Below are 17,764 nucleotides of genomic sequence, written 5' to 3' on the forward strand. Positions count from 1 at the left end.
GCTTTATACTTCGTTTTATTAAGATTCTAATAGCCATAATTTTAAGAACCATTACTTGCAAGAACTTAATAGCCCGCCTATAGCGGGCTTTTTGTTAGAGAGAGGTAGCATTGATGCTGGAGCACTTTCCAAAATCTGATATAAATTTTCCGCATAGAAGTAGGGATTACTTTATTGCAGCATTTACTTTTTTCTGTGTTGCAGTTAGTTTGGTAGTTGATGGCAGTGCTAGCTATGAGACTCAAAATTTACTCGGAGTAATTGCTTGGATTTTTTTATTCGCCTTACTAATCGGAGAAAACAGAGAAGTAAGAATGCAAGTTGTTGTCGCTGTTGCGTTTGCAACTGCCGGTGAGCATTTCGCTTCCATTTATATGGAGGGTTATACCTATCGATTTGGTAACGTACCCCTTTACGTTCCACCCGGACATGGTATGGTATATTTGACGGCTGTAGCACTTGCACGTTCACGTTTTTTCTTAATGAACGCCAGAAAATTAGCAATTTTTGTCATTATCGCTGGTGGATTGTGGTCGTTATGGGGTATTAGCGGCATACCAGAGCAAGGTGACCAAGTAGGCGCTTTTTTGTTTTGCATTTTTGTAATCTGTCTTTTTAAAGGCCGATCACCAATGGTTTATTTGGGGGCCTTTTTTATTTGCACATGGCTTGAGATTATAGGTACTGCAGCTGGAACATGGAAGTGGGCGTCAATTGAACCGGTTTTTAATTGGACTCAAGGGAATCCGCCCAGTGGTGTTGCAGCTTGGTATTGTTTGGTAGATGCGGTTGCGATTGGGTTCTCTCCGAAAATTCTTAATGGTTTGCAAAAAATGAGTAACTGGTATAAAACATCGCTTATCAAATAATCTTATGTGCATTTGTGCGAGAAAGTGGTTGGTATCGTACTGTTGATTAATTGCTGTAAATGTTTTGGAAGGATTAGACGTGACTGTTGTTCGCTTGCCAGATGGATCTGAACGCACTTATGACGAGCCTGTAACGATAATGGATGTGGCGGCATCAATTGGACCCGGACTTGCTCGAGCAGCGATTGCTGGAAAAATCAATGGAAAATTGGTGGATGTATCTAGCCAAATTACCGGTAATAGTGAGCTTGCGATTATTACGGAAAGAGATTCTGAAGGGATTGAGATCATCCGTCATTCATGCGCGCATTTACTTGCACACGCGGTAAAAGAGTTATTCCCAGAAGCACAAGTAACTATTGGTCCGGTTATTGAAGATGGTTTTTATTATGACTTTTCTTATAAACGGCCCTTTACGCCTGACGATCTTGCTGCAATTGAAAAGCGAATGGCGGAAATTAGTAAACGTGATCTAAAAATCGAAAGAAGAATATTGGATCGTACGGATGCCATTAATTTTTTCAAGCAACAAGGTGAACATTATAAAGCGCAAATAATTGAATTAATACCTGGGGATGAACAACTATCCCTTTATTCTCAAGGGAACTTTACAGATCTCTGTCGAGGCCCGCATGTTCCAACGACCTCGAAGATAAAAGTTTTTAAACTTATGAAAGTCGCAGGTGCTTATTGGCGCGGTGATTCTAAAAATGAGATGTTGCAGCGTATTTACGGTACTGCTTGGACAAATAAAGACGATCAGAAAGATTACCTGCATCGACTTGAAGAGGCTGAGAAGAGGGATCACCGGAAAATCGGAAAGCTGCTCGATTTGTTTCATACGCAAGATGAAGCCCCAGGAATGGTGTTTTGGCATCCGAAAGGTTGGGTTCTATGGCAGCAGATTGAGCAGTATATGAGAAATATTCTGGATCAAAATGATTATCGCGAGATTCGTACGCCGCAGATTTTAGATAAGGATTTATGGGTGAGATCCGGGCATTGGGAGAATTTCCGTGAAAATATGTTTACAACAAATTCGGATGAAAGGGATTTTGCTATTAAGCCGATGAATTGTCCTGGTCATGTACAGATATTTAATCAAGGTTTACGGAGTTATCGAGAACTCCCTATCCGATTTGCAGAATTTGGCTCCTGCCATAGAAATGAAGCATCTGGGGCATTACATGGCATTATGCGGGTAAGAGCTTTTACGCAAGATGACGCACATATTTTTTGTACTGAAGATCAAATTCAAGAGGAAGTAGTGCGGTTTATTGATTTATTAAAAACTGTTTATGCAGATTTCGGCTTTAGAGACATCATGATCAAACTTTCAACTCGACCAATTAAGAGAGTTGGTTCGGATGAACAGTGGGATAAATCAGAAGCGGCGCTTGAAGCGGCATTAACTGAAGTAAAACTAAAATGGGAATTACAGCCGGGCGAGGGTGCTTTTTATGGACCAAAAATTGAATTCTCGTTAAAAGATTGCATAGGAAGAGTGTGGCAATGCGGAACACTTCAGCTCGACTTTTCAATGCCCGATCGCTTAGGTGCAGAATATGTAGCCGAGGATAATTCACGTAAAGTGCCAGTCATGCTACATAGAGCCATATTAGGCTCCATGGAAAGATTTATTGGTATTCTGATAGAAAATTATGCTGGAGCACTTCCTCTATGGTTATCTCCAGAGCAAGTTGTCGTATTGAATATCTCTCGTTCGCAAGTTGATTATGCTGAGAAAGTAGTCGAATATTTGAAACAACACGGTATTCGTGCAAGCGCAGACTTGAGAAATGAGAAGATAACCTATAAAATTCGTGAGCATAGCCTACAGAAGCTTCCTTATCAAATTATTGTTGGGGATGAAGAAGTTCAAGCAGATAAAGTTTCCGTTCGAAATCGAATAGGGGAAAATCTGGGTCAAATGACTGTTGACTCATTGCTTGAGCACCTTAAGAAAGAAATTTCATTAAGGAGATAAATTGTTTAACAGAATTATCTTGGAGAATTTACCATAGTTCAGGAAAAATCAGTGCGCATCAATGAAGAAATTGATGTGCTCGAAGTACGGTTAATTGGAGTCGATGGGGAGCAAGTTGGTATCGTGAAGCTTGCTGTTGCAAATGCAATGGCAGAGGAAGCGGGAGTCGATCTTGTTGAAATTGCACCAACAGCGCAACCACCTGTTTGCCGTTTGATGGATTATGGTAAGTTTCGCTATCAGGAAAGTAAGAAAAAACATGATGCAAAAATAAAGCAGAAACAAGTACAGATTAAAGAAATTAAATTTAGACCCAATACGGACGAGGGAGACTATAATATCAAATTGAGAAGTCTAATAAACTTCTTAAATGAAGGTGATAAGGTTAAAGTAACCTTACGCTTTCGAGGACGGGAAATGGCACATCAAGAGTTTGGGATGCGCTTGCTAGAACGAGTTAAACTTGATTTGGAATCATTTGCCATCGTTGAGCAATTTCCCAAAATGGAAGGTCGTCAAATGGTCATGGTATTATCACCTAAACGTAAAGATACACGGACTGATAAAGCGAAATCGATTGCGAATGATTCATCTGCGGTATCATAGAATCTTTTTATTTTTAATGTGGAATTTGTTGTAAATTATTTGAAATAATAAGTGATCGCTAGGTATGGAAAGCTTTCAATTTTGAAACACCTAGAATCATATTAAATGAGGAGAATGTATGCCTAAAATGAAAACCAAAAGCGGTGCAGCTAAGCGCTTTAAATTTAGAGCAAGTGGGAGTATCAAGCGCTCACAAGCTTTTAAGCGTCACATATTGACAAAGAAAACAACTAAAAACAAGCGTCAATTGCGAGGTGCGGTGGCGGTTCATGCCACCAATGAAGCTTCGGTTCGCGCAATGTTGCCTTACGCATAACAGGAGCGATCATGCCTAGAGTAAAACGTGGTGTAACAGCGCATGCGCGCCATAAAAAAATTTTGAGCCTGGCCAAAGGATATCGCGGTCGACGTAAGAATGTTTATCGAATAGCGAAGCAAGCTGTCATGAAAGCGGGCCAATATGCCTATCGGGACCGCCGTCAACGTAAAAGACAATTTCGCGCGCTTTGGATTGCGCGAATCAATGCTGCTGCTCGTGAATTTGGTCTTTCCTACAGTGTGTTTATGAATGGTTTGAAAAAAGCAAGTATTGAAGTTGATAGGAAGGTTCTGGCGGATTTGGCAGTATTTGATAAAAGCGCATTTGAGAAAATTGTGCAGCAAGCAAAAACCAGTCTGGCTACTTAAGTGATCTGAAATTATATTAAGCGCGGGAGGTCGGGTGAAACCTGAACCTCCCTTTTTCTTATAAAACATAATGAAACTCTGTGCGATTGTTCCTTAAATTACTATGGATAATTTGGATGAAATAATCACTGAAGCATCAAACTTGATGAATAGTATTGAAGATGCGGTTGAATTGGAAAATGCTAAAGCACGTTATCTTGGTAAAAGCGGTATTCTAACGGATTTACTTAAAGGTCTAGGTAAGCTACCCGCTGAGCAGCGTCCCATGATGGGTAGTCTGATTAATGAAGCTAAGAATCGATTAGAAACGATACTTAAATTAAGACGGGAAGCAATTCAGGCGAATGAATTGGAAGCGAAGCTTGCTGAAGAAGCTCTGGATGTTACCTTACCAGGTAGAGGAAATAGTCTCGGCAATCTACATCCAATAACAAAAACCTTATTGCGAATTGAAACATTATTTCATTCAATTGGATTTGATGTTGTTTCAGGTCCAGAAATAGAAACCGATTTTTACAATTTTACAGCTCTTAATATTCCAGAAAATCACCCTGCGAGAGCGATGCATGATACGTTCTATATAGAGAATGGAGATTTGTTGCGCACCCATACCTCTCCAGTACAGATTCGTTATATGCAAAACAACAAGCCACCGATTAAAGTAATTGCACCGGGAAGAGTTTATCGGTGTGATTCAGACGTCACACATACCCCGATGTTTCATCAAGTTGAGGGTCTATGGATTGATGAGAATGCGAATTTCTCTTCTTTAAAAGGTATTTTAGCTGATTTTATGGCGCATTTTTTCGAACAAGATGATTTGCCCGTAAGATTCAGACCATCCTTTTTTCCTTTTACCGAACCATCCGCTGAAATGGATATTGGTTGTGTCATGTGCAACGGAAAAGGCTGTCGTGTCTGTAGCCATTCGGGCTGGCTGGAAGTGCTTGGTTGTGGCATGGTTCATCCGAATGTATTAAAGCATGTCGATATTGATAGTGAGCGATATATCGGGTTTGCTTTTGGAATGGGAGTCGAACGTTTGACGATGCTCAGATATGGCGTAAATGATTTGAGATTGTTTTTTGAAAATGATTTACGGTTTCTAAAACAGTTTAATTAGCCTATGATTAATTTAATAATTATTATTAATCGTAAAATCTTATGAAATTTTCTGAAAGCTGGTTACGTAGCTTTGCTAATCCTCCGCTCAGTAGTGCTAAATTGGCTCATGCGCTTACGATGGCGGGAATTGAAATTGAGCGTATCGAACCTGTTGCAGCCGTATTCAATAAAGTCATAGTAGCTGAAGTTCTTTCGGTCGAGAAGCATCCAACTGCAGATCGCCTTAAAGTTTGTAGTGTTAGAACAGGAACTTCAGAAGACTTCTTGCAAATTGTTTGTGGTGCACCCAATGTAGAAATCGGCATTAAAGTTCCTTGTGCGCTGGTTGGTGCAAATCTGCCGGGCTTTACTATCAAGAAAACAAAATTGCGCGGTTTAGATTCACATGGAATGCTGTGTTCCGCGAAGGAGCTGGGCATCAGTGAAGCCGCCGATGGTTTATTACTTCTCCCGGATGATGCACCGGTCGGCATTGATTTTCGAGAATACTATGGACTTGATGATAATGTATTCGAATTAAAACTAACACCTAATCGTGCTGACTGCCTGGGGGTTTGGGGCGTGGCACGAGAAGTTGCTGCTATTACGAGTACCGAACTTAATTCGAGCGAATTCGAGCGAGACCGTGTATCAACTGAAATTGAAGATACACTAGCAGTACAAGTAGTGGCCGCTGATGCCTGTCCGCTGTATTGCGGGCGAGTGATGCAGGGAATAAGTTTGGACGTAGCCACGCCGATGTGGATGGCTCAAAGATTGGAACGCAGTGGTATACGTTTGATTAATCCGGTTGTGGATATTACCAACTACGTGCTGCTTGAAACCGGACAACCGATGCACGCTTTTGATCTTGCCAAAATATCGGATAGCATTCATGTGCGATATGCTCACTTGCACGAGAAGATACAACTGCTTAATGGCAGTCAGGTTGATTTAACCCCTGAAATGCTGCTTATTGCGGATAAGCATAAGCCATTGGCGTTGGCGGGTATTATGGGGGGAATGGATAGTGGTGTGACACAAAGTACGACAGATATTTTTCTTGAAAGCGCTTTTTTTAGTCCGAGCGTGATTAGTGGCAAGTCGTTTGTGCTCGGATTTAGTTCCGATTCTGCTTACCGGTTTGAGCGCGGAGTTGATTTCTCGGCGACCAGAAATGCACTGGAACGTGCTACTTATCTCATACAGTCCATTTGCGGTGGTAAAGTGGGTCCTGTTACTGAAGTTAAGCACCGGTTACCGCAGCGGACGGCGGTTAATGTTCGCGTTGATCGGATTGAGAAAGTGTTGGGTATTAATTTGAATAAGCACCAGATTGGTGATTTTTTTGCCCGATTAGGATTCGAGTTTTCTGAGAAAGAAAATACTTTTGTTGTGATACCACCAAGTTATCGCTTTGATTTGTCGATCGAAGAAGATTTTATTGAAGAATTGGCGCGTATTTACGGATACGACCGCATTCCAAGCCTTAGCCCGCGCGCCAATATGGCGATGCTACCGGTTTCCGAGAAAAAGCTTTCGATTTTTGAGGTGAAACGATTATTAACGACTCGCGATTATCACGAAGTCATTAATTACGCTTTTGTGGATGAAACTTGGGAACATGAGTTAGCCAATAATAGCAAGCCGATTGCATTGAAGAATCCAATCGCGAGTCAAATGAGCGTAATGCGTAGTTCATTGATCGGTAGCTTAATTTCCAATTTGCAATTCAATTTGAATCGTAAACAAAATAGGGCGCGATTATTTGAGATCGGTTGTTGTTTCGGCAGAACGGAAAGTGACGGTTTTTATCAGCGTGAAAAGGTTGCGGGATTAAGCTACGGTGATGTTGTCTCAGAGCAATGGGGAGTACCCGCAAGAAGCATTGATTTTTATGATGTTAAAGCAGATGTGGAGATACTATGTAGTGGGAAAGCTGTACACTTCGACAAGTTTTCCCATCCTGCATTGCATCCGGGAAAATCGGCACAAATCCACATCGACGGCCAACCGGCAGGATGGTTAGGCGAATTGCATCCGCATTGGCAGAAGAAATATGGCTTGCAAAAGAATGCTGTCATGTTTGAAATCGATCTGAATAGTTTGCTTTCCAGAGCTGTATCCGTAGCAGCGGAGATTTCTAAATTTCCACCGATTCGGCGAGATTTAGCAGTCATGATTGATAATGCTATCAATGTTCAAGAACTTCTTGCCGGCATGTACGCAGAAAAATCAGCGATCGTTACAGATATTTCGCTATTTGATATTTATCGTGGGAAAGGCGTGGATAGCGCCAAAAAAAGTCTTGCATTCCGTGTGTTGTTACAAGATACTGAGAAAACATTAACGGATGCGGAAGCGGATTCTGCTGTAACAGGGTTAATTGAAATTTTAAAAAATAAGTTTGGTGCGACATTAAGAAATTGATGAGTGCTGGATAATAAGAAATATTTAATTTCATTGGATTTGTATCTTAATCGAATGTATTTAATACCATTCAAGATATGGAGTCATTGGTCTTTCTTGATAATGACTGCTGTTTAATAAATCTAGATGCTGATTAAAAGCAAATAATAAAGAACTATATGGAGTGAAATATGGCATTAACAAAAGCTGAGTTAGCGGATTTGTTGTTTGAAAATGTTGGTTTGAACAAACGCGAAGCAAAAGATATGGTTGAATCTTTTTATGAAGAAGTGCGTGCCGCTTTACAAAGCGGTGAAGGCGTCAAGCTTTCCGGTTTTGGCAATTTCCAGCTACGAGCCAAACCGCAGCGTCCTGGAAGAAATCCGAAGACTGGCGAGGAAATACCGATTACGGCACGACGTGTTGTTACGTTTCATGCCAGTCAGAAGTTAAAAGCATTAGTTGAGAAAAATTATCATGGAAAACAAAAAAATAATTAATACATTGCTTCCAATTCCTACTAAACGTTATTTTACGATTGGAGAGGTAGGAACGTTGTGTGGCGTAAAACCTCATGTGTTACGCTATTGGGAACAAGAATTTGCACAATTAAGGCCCGTCAAACGTAGAGGGAATCGTCGCTATTATCAGCAACAAGAAGTGTTGTTGATCCATCGTATCAGAGAATTGCTCTATGAACAGGGATTTACCATCAATGGCGCGAGAAATCACTTGGAGCAAAGCGAAAGTAAATCTGCATTACCCAATGACAGCATGAATGCTTCAATCTTTTCGGCTCGGAATCTAAGTCATATTCGGCAAGAGATTAATAGCATAGTGTCGCAATTACGCTCATAGCTACCCGCATCTTAAGCCTGTGTTTATAGTCTGGGCAGTTTGTTTGTTATAATTTCGCATTCGGGGCGTAGCGCAGTCTGGTAGCGTACTTGCATGGGGTGCAAGTGGTCGGAGGTTCGAATCCTCTCGCCTCGACCATTTAATCAATAAGTTGCAGTTGAATGGTAAGTGTTAATTAAATCTGTGTACACAGTTATGTACACAGATTTAATTCTGACTGATAATTTCTTTTCAGCATAGATTATTTGTTAGACTGTTCACTTCACAGCCTTGCCCTACAAAGCAATCTCTCAATTCATCTAGTTCAGTGTGACTGCTTAGTCATTCTGGCATTTGCCTCTCTGATCTTAGATTCGCCATTTTAATCACAGCCGATCCGGTGAAGTTAGGAAAACATTAAAATCCGAAGTCAATCGATCTGAATGTCTATGGTTAATTTTTAATCATAAGCCACACCGTAATAACAAACTCGATTCCACTAATTTTAGAAAGAGTGTTGTTTTTTCTATAACTTAATAAATAGGTGTTGATATGTGTGGATATTGCTACGAAGGCATCATGCTGCATGTCGTTGAAACTGGTCATAGAGGCACCAAAGGTTACCGGTATAGCTATCTCCAAGAATCGGATGATATTAAAACTGAGATACAACGACTGGAAGACCCCAACAATCCGGCATCGCTGATTGATCTGGCATTTTGCCGTTTATACGATCATTACTTTGAACACGGCTTTGATGTTGCCCTGTTCAACACCCTGCAAGTCAAGTTTGGGCATGTGGCCGTCAAATCATATTTCGCCAGAAGGCGGTCTAGTTCCAGTGAAATATTCAAAGCAGAACTCAACAATATAAACCTGCTAAACGATGAAGTCTGCTGGAACGAGTTTATTGCAGATAAGGAAAGGATTCTCAAAAACTCCCTGGATTTGCTTAATTCCTATCATGACTGGTGGCTGCTTGGTATTGGAAAAGAAAAAAGCGATCCGGATGAGCGGATAGAAGAAACAGGGATCATGGATCCCATTGACAATACGACTCTCGCTGAATGGAACAGATTCGATGCATTATATCCAGCAATTTCCTTTGCCCTGTCATATATCATCAACCATCACAGCGATGCTGAAATCACCCAGAAAATTGCATTAACAAACCTGGAAGATGTGCCTGATACCTGGGGCAAGGATTTATGGCTGCAACGGCGAGCCATGACTGCCTGTGTACAGCGTAACGGGCTTAAGTTTATTATAGAAAACTTAGGCCAGATCAGATATGAATTGATCTACTATGTTTTGTTAAAGACTGATGCCAACCCCGCTGAATTGAAAAATTTAAAGGAAGTGATTCTGGCAGAGGATGAGCACCCAATGCAGGGAATGATGGAATCTGAACATATCATTGGGCTTATGGATAGAATTGCCGCATAAAATCGAATCAGTGGCTGTAAATCACACTTGCATTGGGAACGGTCTGTTTTCTATACAATACTGCGATTATACAAATCCAGATCAATAGCAGGCCGTTGAAAAACCCACCGAGTCGGGTAGAATTTCATAAAACTTACTCATCTTATAAATTATGCGCGGCATTGAACACAAGCAACAACAGCTTTTCAGTTATGTTAATTTGGAAGAACGGATTCCTAACAATCACGCACTGCGCTCTTTGAAGGTATTGGTAGATGACATACTCAAGGGGATGGATCATCAACTTGAAGCTGCATACTCGAGAGAAGGCCGTCTATCGATACCACCGGAGCGATTTTTGAGAGCGTCGCTACTACAGGTGTTGTTCAGGAGATGTCTGGGCATTTTTTCGCCGGTGTCAAGCAACTATCGGAGTGAGTGGAATTGAGTAGTGACGAGCACTTTAGCATCGACGGCACCATGCTGGATGCCTGGACCTCGTACAAAAGCTTCGTACGCAAGGATGGCTGCAGCAAAATCTGCCAGATGACAAAACAGCCGTAATCCAAGCCGGGATTTCGCAGGAGAAAAGCGCAGTAACGTCACTCATGAATCGGCCACTGATCCTGATGCACGTTTGGCATGCAAGAGCGACGGCGACACCAGCCGTCTGTGTTAGCATATCGTCGGCAACAGGCACAGCCGAGCGGGAATAATCACAAAAGCTGCTGCATGCCAATGTCAAACCGGGATCCACGGTTGGAGAAGATCGTGGTTATGACGTAGTCACGCACATCGAAGCAGTACAGGCACTGGGCGTGATTCCGCATGTGGCTGCAAAACGTAAAGGCAGTGCTGTACCGAATGACATTCGCCAAAGCGAAGGTATACAATCAATCTGAAGATTCGTAAAAGAATCGAGGAAATATTCGGTTGAATGAAGAAAATAGGTGGAATGCGCAAAGTAAAGCTGATTGGACGTGAGAAAATCGGCGGGCAGTTCCGGTTTGTTGCAGCCATTTACAATCTGGTGCGTATCGGAAGCCTGATTGATTGATGGGCTGGCCACACACATAGGGAAAGTACGCCCCAAATCCGCATGGAATGTGCGGATAAGGGCAAAAAAACAGGAATTGCAGGGAATTCTCAAGGAAATTGCAAAAAAATGAACATTCCAGATAAAAAAGAGATTAGAAAAATAACAAAAATGCCCTTAGTCTATTAAAATGAGAATTTAGGCTGATAGCACCAGATTTTTCAACGGCCTGCTAGATCTGGATGAAAAGCAGTTTGGATTCATCTCGATCAAGCCAAGGCAAGAAAAGCAATTCATGTTCCACTTAACTCTGTAGCTATGGCGGTTTTACTTCGGCAAGTTGGCAAGTATCCAAATAGGGTATTTACATACCGCGGCGATCCGATTGCATGGGTTAATCTCGTTCATGGAGAGAAGCATTAAAACGAGCGGGGATAGAAAACTTTAAATGGCATGACCTACGCCATGCATAGCAAGCTGGTTAGCTCAACAAGGCATGCAATACATACATTGGTAAGCAGATGATTAAACCTAACAGAGAACGAATCGAAAACGTTCTCTTACAACTAGCTCAATTTAGTGATACAAAATTCCCTGGTGTGACCAGGCATTTTGATTCTGAATATTATATTGAATCAAGAAACTGGCTAATTACTAAGTTTAGAGAACTTGGCTTATCTCCTTTTATTGATCAAACAGGAAATCTTTTTGTCGAATATGGTAAATACGCCAATCGAAATGTTATTGCTACTGGTTCTCACACAGATTCTGTAACAGGTGGGGGAAAGTTTGATGGGACAATTGGTGTAGTCGGCGGATTAGAAATTATCCGTTGTTTAATAGAGCAAAATATTGAGTTGCGCCATAATATATTGCTTATTGATTTTTTTGCTGAAGAATCAACCGAGTTTGGTTTGTCAACCGTTGGAAGTCGCGGTCTAGTTGGCTCATTAACAAATGAACAACTTGATTTGAGGAATAGAGCAGGAAAAACACTTCGAGATACTATTGTGATACACAAAAGTGCTGTAAATGCAGATACTTCAGAAGTAGATTTAACCAGAATTGCTCGTTTTATTGAATTACACATTGAGCAAGGGCCTGTTTTGGCGTTTGAAAATAAGAAAATAGGTGTAGTTACAGGTATCAATGGATTACGTAGGCTTGAGGTAATTGTAAGTGGGGAAAGTAATCATGCCGGAACAACCCCTCTGAACCTACGTAAAGATGCCTTTATGGCTGCTGCTGAAATTACAGTTAATCTGAGAAAACAATGGAGGCTAGCCGATACCGAGAAATTGAGAGTAACGATAGGAAAGGTTAATGTTTTTCCAAACTTGTCAAACGTTATTCCAGGACGGGTTGAATTTTCGATTGATTTACGCGCTGAATCTAATGAAATTCTTGATTCATGGGTGCATAAGATCGAAGAAAGTATATATGAGCATTGCATTCAATATGATTTGTCGGGAGAGGTGATATTAAAATCTCGTATAGAGCCTGTCATGTTTGACTCCGATATTACGGATGTTATCAAACAAGTGACTGATAAGCTGAATCTGCCATCAATGACCATGAATAGTGGTGCAATTCATGATTCGAGTCAGATGTCGCATGTTGCAAAGACAGGTATGATTTTTGTTCCAAGTGTGGGTGGAAAGAGTCATTGTGAAAGTGAGTTTACAGATATACCAGACATCTGTTACGGGATAGAAGTGTTAGCTAATACTATTTTGCAACTTGATCGACTGACCTAAGTTGAAATAATCAAGTAGCCAGCGGCAACTAGATTATTTGCTACGGATATGGCCGTCATTTAAGCCTAATTGCCCTGATAACAAATGAATCTATGCGATCAAAAGCCTTATGAATAAGGGAGGCATCTCCCGCAAAAGACATTCGTAAATATCCTTTTCCTGATGGCCCCATGTTGGAACCTCCAACAGTGATAACCCCTGTTTCTCTAATAAGCAGTTTTGCAAATTCTGTATCGCTCATTTCAAATCCATGAAACTTAGGGAAGATATAAAACGCACCTTGTGGAGCTTGAAAACTAAATAGTTGTGGTAAGTTCTGTAGTCGCTCGCAAATCACTGTTCTGCTTTCTGAAATTTTCTGTACCATTTCTTGTGTGGCCTGTTTACCTCTAGGATCAGATAGTGCAATTGTCGCTGCAATCATCGATGGTGTTGGAGGACAAACACTAAAATAAGTATGAACATTAAAAATCTTAGATGCCAGCTCCGGGGTTGCATAGGCGTAACCGATTCGCCAGCCAGTCATGGCAAATTCTTTAGAAAAACTGCGGCATAGAATAGTTCTATTCCTAAGTTCTGGCAACAGAAGGGGGCTAAAAAGTGGCTGATCATATGTTAAAGAAAAATAGGCTTCATCTAAAATCAGTATTAGATCATTGGAAACAACAATATTGGCTAGCTTCCTAACATCTGTTTCCGACAATATTGTACCGGTAGGATTATTTGGATTGGTGAGTAAAATGGCTTTTGTTTTTTTTGTAATTGCTGACGCAAGCTTGTCTGCATCAAACGCCCATCCTTCTTCTCGGTAAGGTACAAATACGGGTTTAGCTTGAGTTAAATGGATTTGTGATAAATGAAGTGGATAACTGGGATCAAAGTATATAATCTCATCATTTTTCTCGATTAAGGCAAGGAAACTTGCAAATAATGCGCCAATTCCACCGACTGTTAGAACTAATTCTTCCGGTGATGGGGTAAACCCATATTCATCCAGCATTTGCGCAGCGATTAGCTTTTTCAAGTGCTTTTCTATTTCTGGTCTACCATCTGCGTACATGCCTATTCTTTTATCTTGCATGCTACGCTCGAGTAATTCCTCAAAAATAAACTGAGGGGTTGGAAATAATGGCATGCCTTGCCCAAGAGAAATCGTATCCTTGAATTGTGATGCATAACGCATAATCGATTTAATTCCTGCATCTGGCAAGTCTGTGACTCGTTCAGTGAACTTAAACATTGTATAGACTCCTTTTTAGGTAGGTGCATGGCCGACAATTCTGCACCCTGAATGTCCTAGATGATTACAATCGGCAGGGGCTGCATATCGGAATCGATACCAGCCTATCGCTTCCCACGTTGTCCGGGCATTAACTCATTGAGATTCATGGTAAGCCAAAGCGCTTGCTGTCGACTTACGATTCATTTAACCCAGAATGCCTACATCGAAAGGTTTAATCGCACTTATCGTACTGAGGTGCAGGATTGCTATGTTTTTGAAACACTTAATGAGGTACGCCGAATGACCGAGGAATGGCGGTATCGCCACAACCATGAACGGCCCCATGAGTCATTGGCAGACTTCCACCTATCCAGTTCACTATGGAAAAATCTCAATAACCTCTACTTTTGATTGGATTGAAAATCCGAGGAGGCTACATTATAAAAATTCGACGTTGGAGTTAATGATCACGAGAACTCTTAGTTTCATCAATCATTTTCTTCAACCATTCAGTAAGTCTTGTTCCGCCCGTACCATATTCAGCCAGCTTTTTCCCGTTCGGCATAAGATAACTAGCAACTGCACGAAGGTGAGATTTTCGAAACTCTGTCAATGCGGATGCTGCAGCCTGATGCGCAGTGGAAATTCTGGCATTTCCTTTCATGGTTGATAAGCGCTTTCCAACTTTGGCGGCATAATTAAAAAATTGCTGATGTACCGGGGGCGAGCACATGAGGAATCTATTCATAGATGTGTTTATTTCCACTGAATGCTGTATATCCAAAATAGCATCAACTGCACGGATTACCCCTGATTGGGCCCCTGTTTCTCCGATATAAGTCACCACTCGATCATTATCAACGCCTCGAAAAGTTATTTGATCGTGACCATATAAAAGTGGTCTTATCTTATAAAGAAACACATCCGCATCCATTCGATCCATAATAGCCGGCATAATTTCCGCAGCAAAAGAAACGCCAGACTCAATTGACTCTAAGAACGCTACTATTGTGTCGATATCATTGATATCAAGCGATCTTTCAATATTTTGTATAGCTTCAACAACCTCTCCACCAATAGACTCTACAGATAAATGTGCGGCTATAAACCATTCTTCATCGGGTGTCCCGGATGGTGTTTGCGCAATCTTAAACTCCTGTGGCAACAAGCGGGTCCGTACAGGAGAAGTAAAATTTCCCAAGACGTATGAAGCATACGTAAGTGAAGGAGGCCGATCGGCATATAGCGAAAAAATCCATAACGGGCGAGCAATGGCTGGAGGTAATTCGCGGCGGGGAGAAAAGTATGGGCGATGGATCAGGTGAGCGGCAATATTAACATAAGCGCGAATAATCGCTTCACACATCGCTGGTGTGGTATGAATCGGCTCAATATCGGGTTCAACCGGTAAAGTTGACACAAACTCTTCAAGCTTTGTATCAGATATTGACCCTAATTCAGGTGCAATTGAACCGATCCGACGTAAGCTATCATAGCCGGATAAAATCAAATCTTCAGGTTTGGCTGGGGCTTCTGCGGGAAGAAAACCGGTTATCTTATTAGGTAACCAATAAGAACTTAATGCATTCACTTGGATCGCTCCTGTGGTTGTTGTGATGACGACTCCCTTTCCCACTCTTCGCGGATTGAATCAAGTTTTATCGATAAACTCAGATTACTGTTATAGTCTTCGTTACTGCCAATCCATTCTTTTATCGATTTAGACATTGCTGGCTTCCAGAGATCATCGAAATCTTTCTTGAGATAAGCAATATAAATCTCATCGTATGTACAGTATTGATCCCAGGGGCTTTTCGTAAATAAATTCTCATGATTGCGATTAAGATATGTGAAATAAGCTACTTCTTTCGTCTCATACTGTGGGTTGGGCGTAAAAACACTGTAATTCCGAAAATATCTAAGTTTATTATCATTTCTAAGCTGACTTTTAGTAGCAATACGCCAAGGAAGATCTTTCATATCACACAAAAATTTGATTATGTGTACGGTGTTATTATATTCCCTAGCCTTGCCAATCGTTTCCATCAGACGGGGATTTTTATAACCATCACTGTTATCGCCTTTTTTTATATGAGATAGATGATTTCGATACTCCTCAGTATTTTGTTTAATATGCTCAATCAGATGATTTATCTCATCATCAATTATCACGACACGCAAAAAATCTTTGGGGCGTGTTTTTTCAAACTCAAACCATCCAGAATTACCATAGTAAATGTATGTTAGAAACGTTAGAGGCATAACATTCACTGATTTTATTGAATTTACTCTTGTGTATCCCGCTGCCGAAACAAAATTAACATTGCTTAAATATAAACATTTTTCTATTTCTTTTACTATTCCCTTATCCCCTATATCTTTTGCATTTTTTATTAATCCTTCTACTTGCTTAATATCATCAAAAAAAGGTCCCCCCACGCCGCAATGATTATTACGATATTCCTCGATTAAACTTTCTGTGGTTTTCTTGAACGCCAAAAAAAATCCCGTAATGCAACAGCATAACAATGCAAGTAATATTGGGAATACCACGGCGGCATTTCCATCGACATATTCTTGAATAACAATTAGAAAAAAAGAAAATAAAATTCCTAAAATAAAGAATAAAATTCTATAAGAAGATTCGATATAAAACTCTGAAGTCTTCAATGATCCCAATACACCTATGGTACTTGCTAATAAACCAATCGTCACTTCACCAATAGATATCTTAGAAAAATCTAATGCTTTATTAAAATCTAATGTTTTTAAAAAATCTAATATTTCAAAACCCATCTACTTTTCCTGTTTTTTCTGTAAGCCACCAACCCTTCCATATTAACTCGGCTTTTTATCATCATATGTAAGAAACCTCAGGATTGTTTACAGAGAGGTTGATTAAAATAAGCGTTGAGTATTTCATAAGGTGTAGCATTATTCAAACTTTTATTAGGTTTGGCGGTATTGTAGAAGTTAATGAAACGGAAAAGCTGAATGCGCCGATCGGCGCTGTCTTTAAAGGAAATCTTGCTGTGCCCATATCCATTAAAGTACGGGGACTCGTTCGGCTTTGCCGTTAGTTTTCGGACGATTGATACGGGTAAATTTCTGACCGATACCGTGTTGTTTGTAAGCTTTAACAAAAGCATGGTCATCAGTTCCTTTATATTCCTTGCCGTTATCGGAATAAGCATAGTCAATCTGATAGGGACATTGAGCAATGACAGTGGCCATGAGAAAGGAAACGGCGCTGTGCTGTGTTTTATCGGGAAAGATTTCGGCATATAAATTCTCTGGAGAAATCATCGATAGCCACAAACAGGTACTCGCGAGGTTCATTGGCGGATTGTCCTTTCAGTAAGGGAAATTCGTTATGCTGTAACGCAAGTTACCCGATGGAAAAAATTGATGCGTTGGTACTGAACGCCTTGGCTGATAAAGTATTTGATCCGAAGCGGGTCAAAACCATGCTGTCCGGCATGAAAAAACAGATCAAGGCCGCACAAGCAAGCCAAGATGACAGATTGAAGAAACTGACCACGGAACTGGACGAAATAAAGATTGCTACAGATCGGCTTTATGAAGCAGTTGAAAAAGAATTTCTACCGCTTGATGCTTCATTACAAGAACGTTCCCACAAATTGCAGGCAAGAAAACAGGAATTATTGATTGAAGTTGCAGGATTCCGTCGTCAGCAGCAATTGCCCGAAATCAAACAGAATCAGCTTGAAGTCTTTACCAAGGTGCTACGAACCAAGCTACTCGACAGAAAAAGCGGATTCGGCAAGGAATATCTGAAACTCCTAGTGAGCGAAATTCGCATCA

The 17,764-nt window shown here is 40.8% G+C and carries 16 protein-coding genes, 1 tRNA gene and 2 pseudogenes; 15 read left to right on the forward strand and 4 right to left on the reverse strand.

All coding sequences use genetic code 11. The features are described 5' to 3' along the window. Positions 1–113: 113 nt before the first annotated feature. The 13 genes and pseudogenes from KF839_RS14125 (at position 114) to KF839_RS14185 (ending at position 12,717) form a co-directional block, all read left to right on the forward strand. Positions 114–869 carry a hypothetical protein gene (locus KF839_RS14125; RefSeq protein WP_292918472.1) on the forward strand — a complete coding sequence of 252 codons (756 nt, stop codon included), beginning with the start codon at positions 114–116 and terminating at the stop codon, positions 867–869. A gap of 79 nt (positions 870–948) precedes the next feature. Beyond that, entirely contained in the window at positions 949–2,856 is a 1,908-nt protein-coding gene (thrS, locus tag KF839_RS14130; protein WP_292918473.1) for a threonine--tRNA ligase, read from the forward strand. A gap of 51 nt (positions 2,857–2,907) precedes the next feature. Beyond that, on the forward strand, positions 2,908–3,462 hold the full coding sequence (infC, locus tag KF839_RS14135; RefSeq protein ID WP_292918474.1) for a translation initiation factor IF-3: 555 nt from the start codon (positions 2,908–2,910) through the stop codon (positions 3,460–3,462). Positions 3,463–3,580: 118 nt separating this feature from the next. Further along, positions 3,581–3,778 carry a 50S ribosomal protein L35 gene (gene rpmI / locus KF839_RS14140; RefSeq protein ID WP_292918475.1) on the forward strand — a complete coding sequence of 66 codons (198 nt, stop codon included), beginning with the start codon at positions 3,581–3,583 and terminating at the stop codon, positions 3,776–3,778. A gap of 11 nt (positions 3,779–3,789) precedes the next feature. After that, entirely contained in the window at positions 3,790–4,149 is a 360-nt protein-coding gene (gene rplT, locus KF839_RS14145) for a 50S ribosomal protein L20 (protein WP_292918476.1), read from the forward strand. 103 nt (positions 4,150–4,252) lie between these two features. Beyond that, positions 4,253–5,272, forward strand: coding sequence for a phenylalanine--tRNA ligase subunit alpha (gene pheS, locus KF839_RS14150; RefSeq protein WP_292918477.1), 1,020 nt, complete (start codon positions 4,253–4,255; stop codon positions 5,270–5,272). 41 nt (positions 5,273–5,313) lie between these two features. Further along, positions 5,314–7,683, forward strand: a complete 2,370-nt coding sequence (gene pheT / locus KF839_RS14155) for a phenylalanine--tRNA ligase subunit beta (protein WP_292918478.1) — start codon at positions 5,314–5,316, stop codon at positions 7,681–7,683. 170 nt (positions 7,684–7,853) lie between these two features. Further along, a complete protein-coding gene (locus KF839_RS14160; protein WP_292918479.1) occupies positions 7,854–8,162 on the forward strand; it encodes an integration host factor subunit alpha in 309 nt (102 codons plus the stop codon). Beyond that, positions 8,140–8,520 (forward strand): MerR family transcriptional regulator, encoded by a 381-nt coding sequence (locus KF839_RS14165; RefSeq protein ID WP_292918480.1) that lies wholly within the window; start codon positions 8,140–8,142, stop codon positions 8,518–8,520. Before KF839_RS14160 ends, KF839_RS14165 begins: the two co-directional genes overlap by 23 nt. Before the next feature lie 61 nt (positions 8,521–8,581). Then, positions 8,582–8,658 (forward strand) — tRNA-Pro (locus KF839_RS14170). A 420-nt stretch (positions 8,659–9,078) separates the two neighbouring features. Next, positions 9,079–9,945, forward strand: a complete 867-nt coding sequence (locus tag KF839_RS14175; RefSeq protein ID WP_292918481.1) for a hypothetical protein — start codon at positions 9,079–9,081, stop codon at positions 9,943–9,945. A 151-nt stretch (positions 9,946–10,096) separates the two neighbouring features. Continuing rightward, positions 10,097–10,981 (forward strand): annotated as a pseudogene (locus KF839_RS14180) (transposase). 500 nt (positions 10,982–11,481) lie between these two features. Beyond that, positions 11,482–12,717 (forward strand): M20 family metallo-hydrolase, encoded by a 1,236-nt coding sequence (locus KF839_RS14185; RefSeq protein WP_292918482.1) that lies wholly within the window; start codon positions 11,482–11,484, stop codon positions 12,715–12,717. A gap of 55 nt (positions 12,718–12,772) precedes the next feature. Here KF839_RS14185 and KF839_RS14190 read toward each other — a convergent pair whose 3' ends face one another. After that, entirely contained in the window at positions 12,773–13,957 is a 1,185-nt protein-coding gene (locus tag KF839_RS14190) for a pyridoxal phosphate-dependent aminotransferase (protein ID WP_292918483.1), read from the reverse strand. 189 nt (positions 13,958–14,146) lie between these two features. Here KF839_RS14190 and KF839_RS14195 point away from each other — a divergent pair. Continuing rightward, positions 14,147–14,350, forward strand: a pseudogene (locus KF839_RS14195) (integrase core domain-containing protein); the annotation flags it as partial. Between the two features lie 49 nt (positions 14,351–14,399). Here the strand turns inward: KF839_RS14195 and KF839_RS14200 are convergent. The 3 genes from KF839_RS14200 to KF839_RS14210 form a co-directional block, all read right to left on the reverse strand. After that, entirely contained in the window at positions 14,400–15,530 is a 1,131-nt protein-coding gene (locus tag KF839_RS14200) for a PrnB family protein (RefSeq protein ID WP_292918484.1), read from the reverse strand. Next, complete coding sequence (locus KF839_RS14205) at positions 15,527–16,735, reverse strand: hypothetical protein (protein ID WP_292918485.1); 1,209 nt, start codon at positions 16,733–16,735, stop codon at positions 15,527–15,529. The genes KF839_RS14200 and KF839_RS14205 overlap by 4 nt, the downstream gene beginning before the upstream one ends. A gap of 249 nt (positions 16,736–16,984) precedes the next feature. Then, positions 16,985–17,278, reverse strand: a complete 294-nt coding sequence (locus KF839_RS14210; protein WP_292918486.1) for a hypothetical protein — start codon at positions 17,276–17,278, stop codon at positions 16,985–16,987. A gap of 56 nt (positions 17,279–17,334) precedes the next feature. Here KF839_RS14210 and KF839_RS14215 point away from each other — a divergent pair. After that, positions 17,335–17,764 (forward strand): hypothetical protein (locus KF839_RS14215; RefSeq protein WP_292918487.1); only part of this gene is annotated, 430 nt, incomplete at its 3' end.

It is taken from the genome of Nitrosomonas sp., assembly GCF_019635155.1.
GTDB lineage: Bacteria > Pseudomonadota > Gammaproteobacteria > Burkholderiales > Nitrosomonadaceae > Nitrosomonas.

Bases quoted from the DNA above. Each gene is read 5' to 3' on its own strand.
- KF839_RS14125 (WP_292918472.1), top strand. From the start codon at position 114: ATGCTGGAGCACTTTCCAAAATCTGATATAAATTTTCCGCATAGAAGT.
- rpmI (WP_292918475.1), top strand. From the start codon at position 3,581: ATGCCTAAAATGAAAACCAAAAGCGGTGCAGCTAAGCGCTTTAAATTT.
- rplT (WP_292918476.1), top strand. From the start codon at position 3,790: ATGCCTAGAGTAAAACGTGGTGTAACAGCGCATGCGCGCCATAAAAAA.
- pheS (WP_292918477.1), top strand. From the start codon at position 4,253: ATGGATAATTTGGATGAAATAATCACTGAAGCATCAAACTTGATGAAT.
- pheT (WP_292918478.1), top strand. From the start codon at position 5,314: ATGAAATTTTCTGAAAGCTGGTTACGTAGCTTTGCTAATCCTCCGCTC.
- KF839_RS14160 (WP_292918479.1), top strand. From the start codon at position 7,854: ATGGCATTAACAAAAGCTGAGTTAGCGGATTTGTTGTTTGAAAATGTT.
- KF839_RS14165 (WP_292918480.1), top strand. From the start codon at position 8,140: ATGGAAAACAAAAAAATAATTAATACATTGCTTCCAATTCCTACTAAA.
- KF839_RS14175 (WP_292918481.1), top strand. From the start codon at position 9,079: ATGCTGCATGTCGTTGAAACTGGTCATAGAGGCACCAAAGGTTACCGG.
- KF839_RS14185 (WP_292918482.1), top strand. From the start codon at position 11,482: ATGATTAAACCTAACAGAGAACGAATCGAAAACGTTCTCTTACAACTA.
- KF839_RS14190 (WP_292918483.1), bottom strand. From the start codon at position 13,957: ATGTTTAAGTTCACTGAACGAGTCACAGACTTGCCAGATGCAGGAATT.
- KF839_RS14205 (WP_292918485.1), bottom strand. From the start codon at position 16,735: ATGGGTTTTGAAATATTAGATTTTTTAAAAACATTAGATTTTAATAAA.
- KF839_RS14210 (WP_292918486.1), bottom strand. From the start codon at position 17,278: ATGAACCTCGCGAGTACCTGTTTGTGGCTATCGATGATTTCTCCAGAG.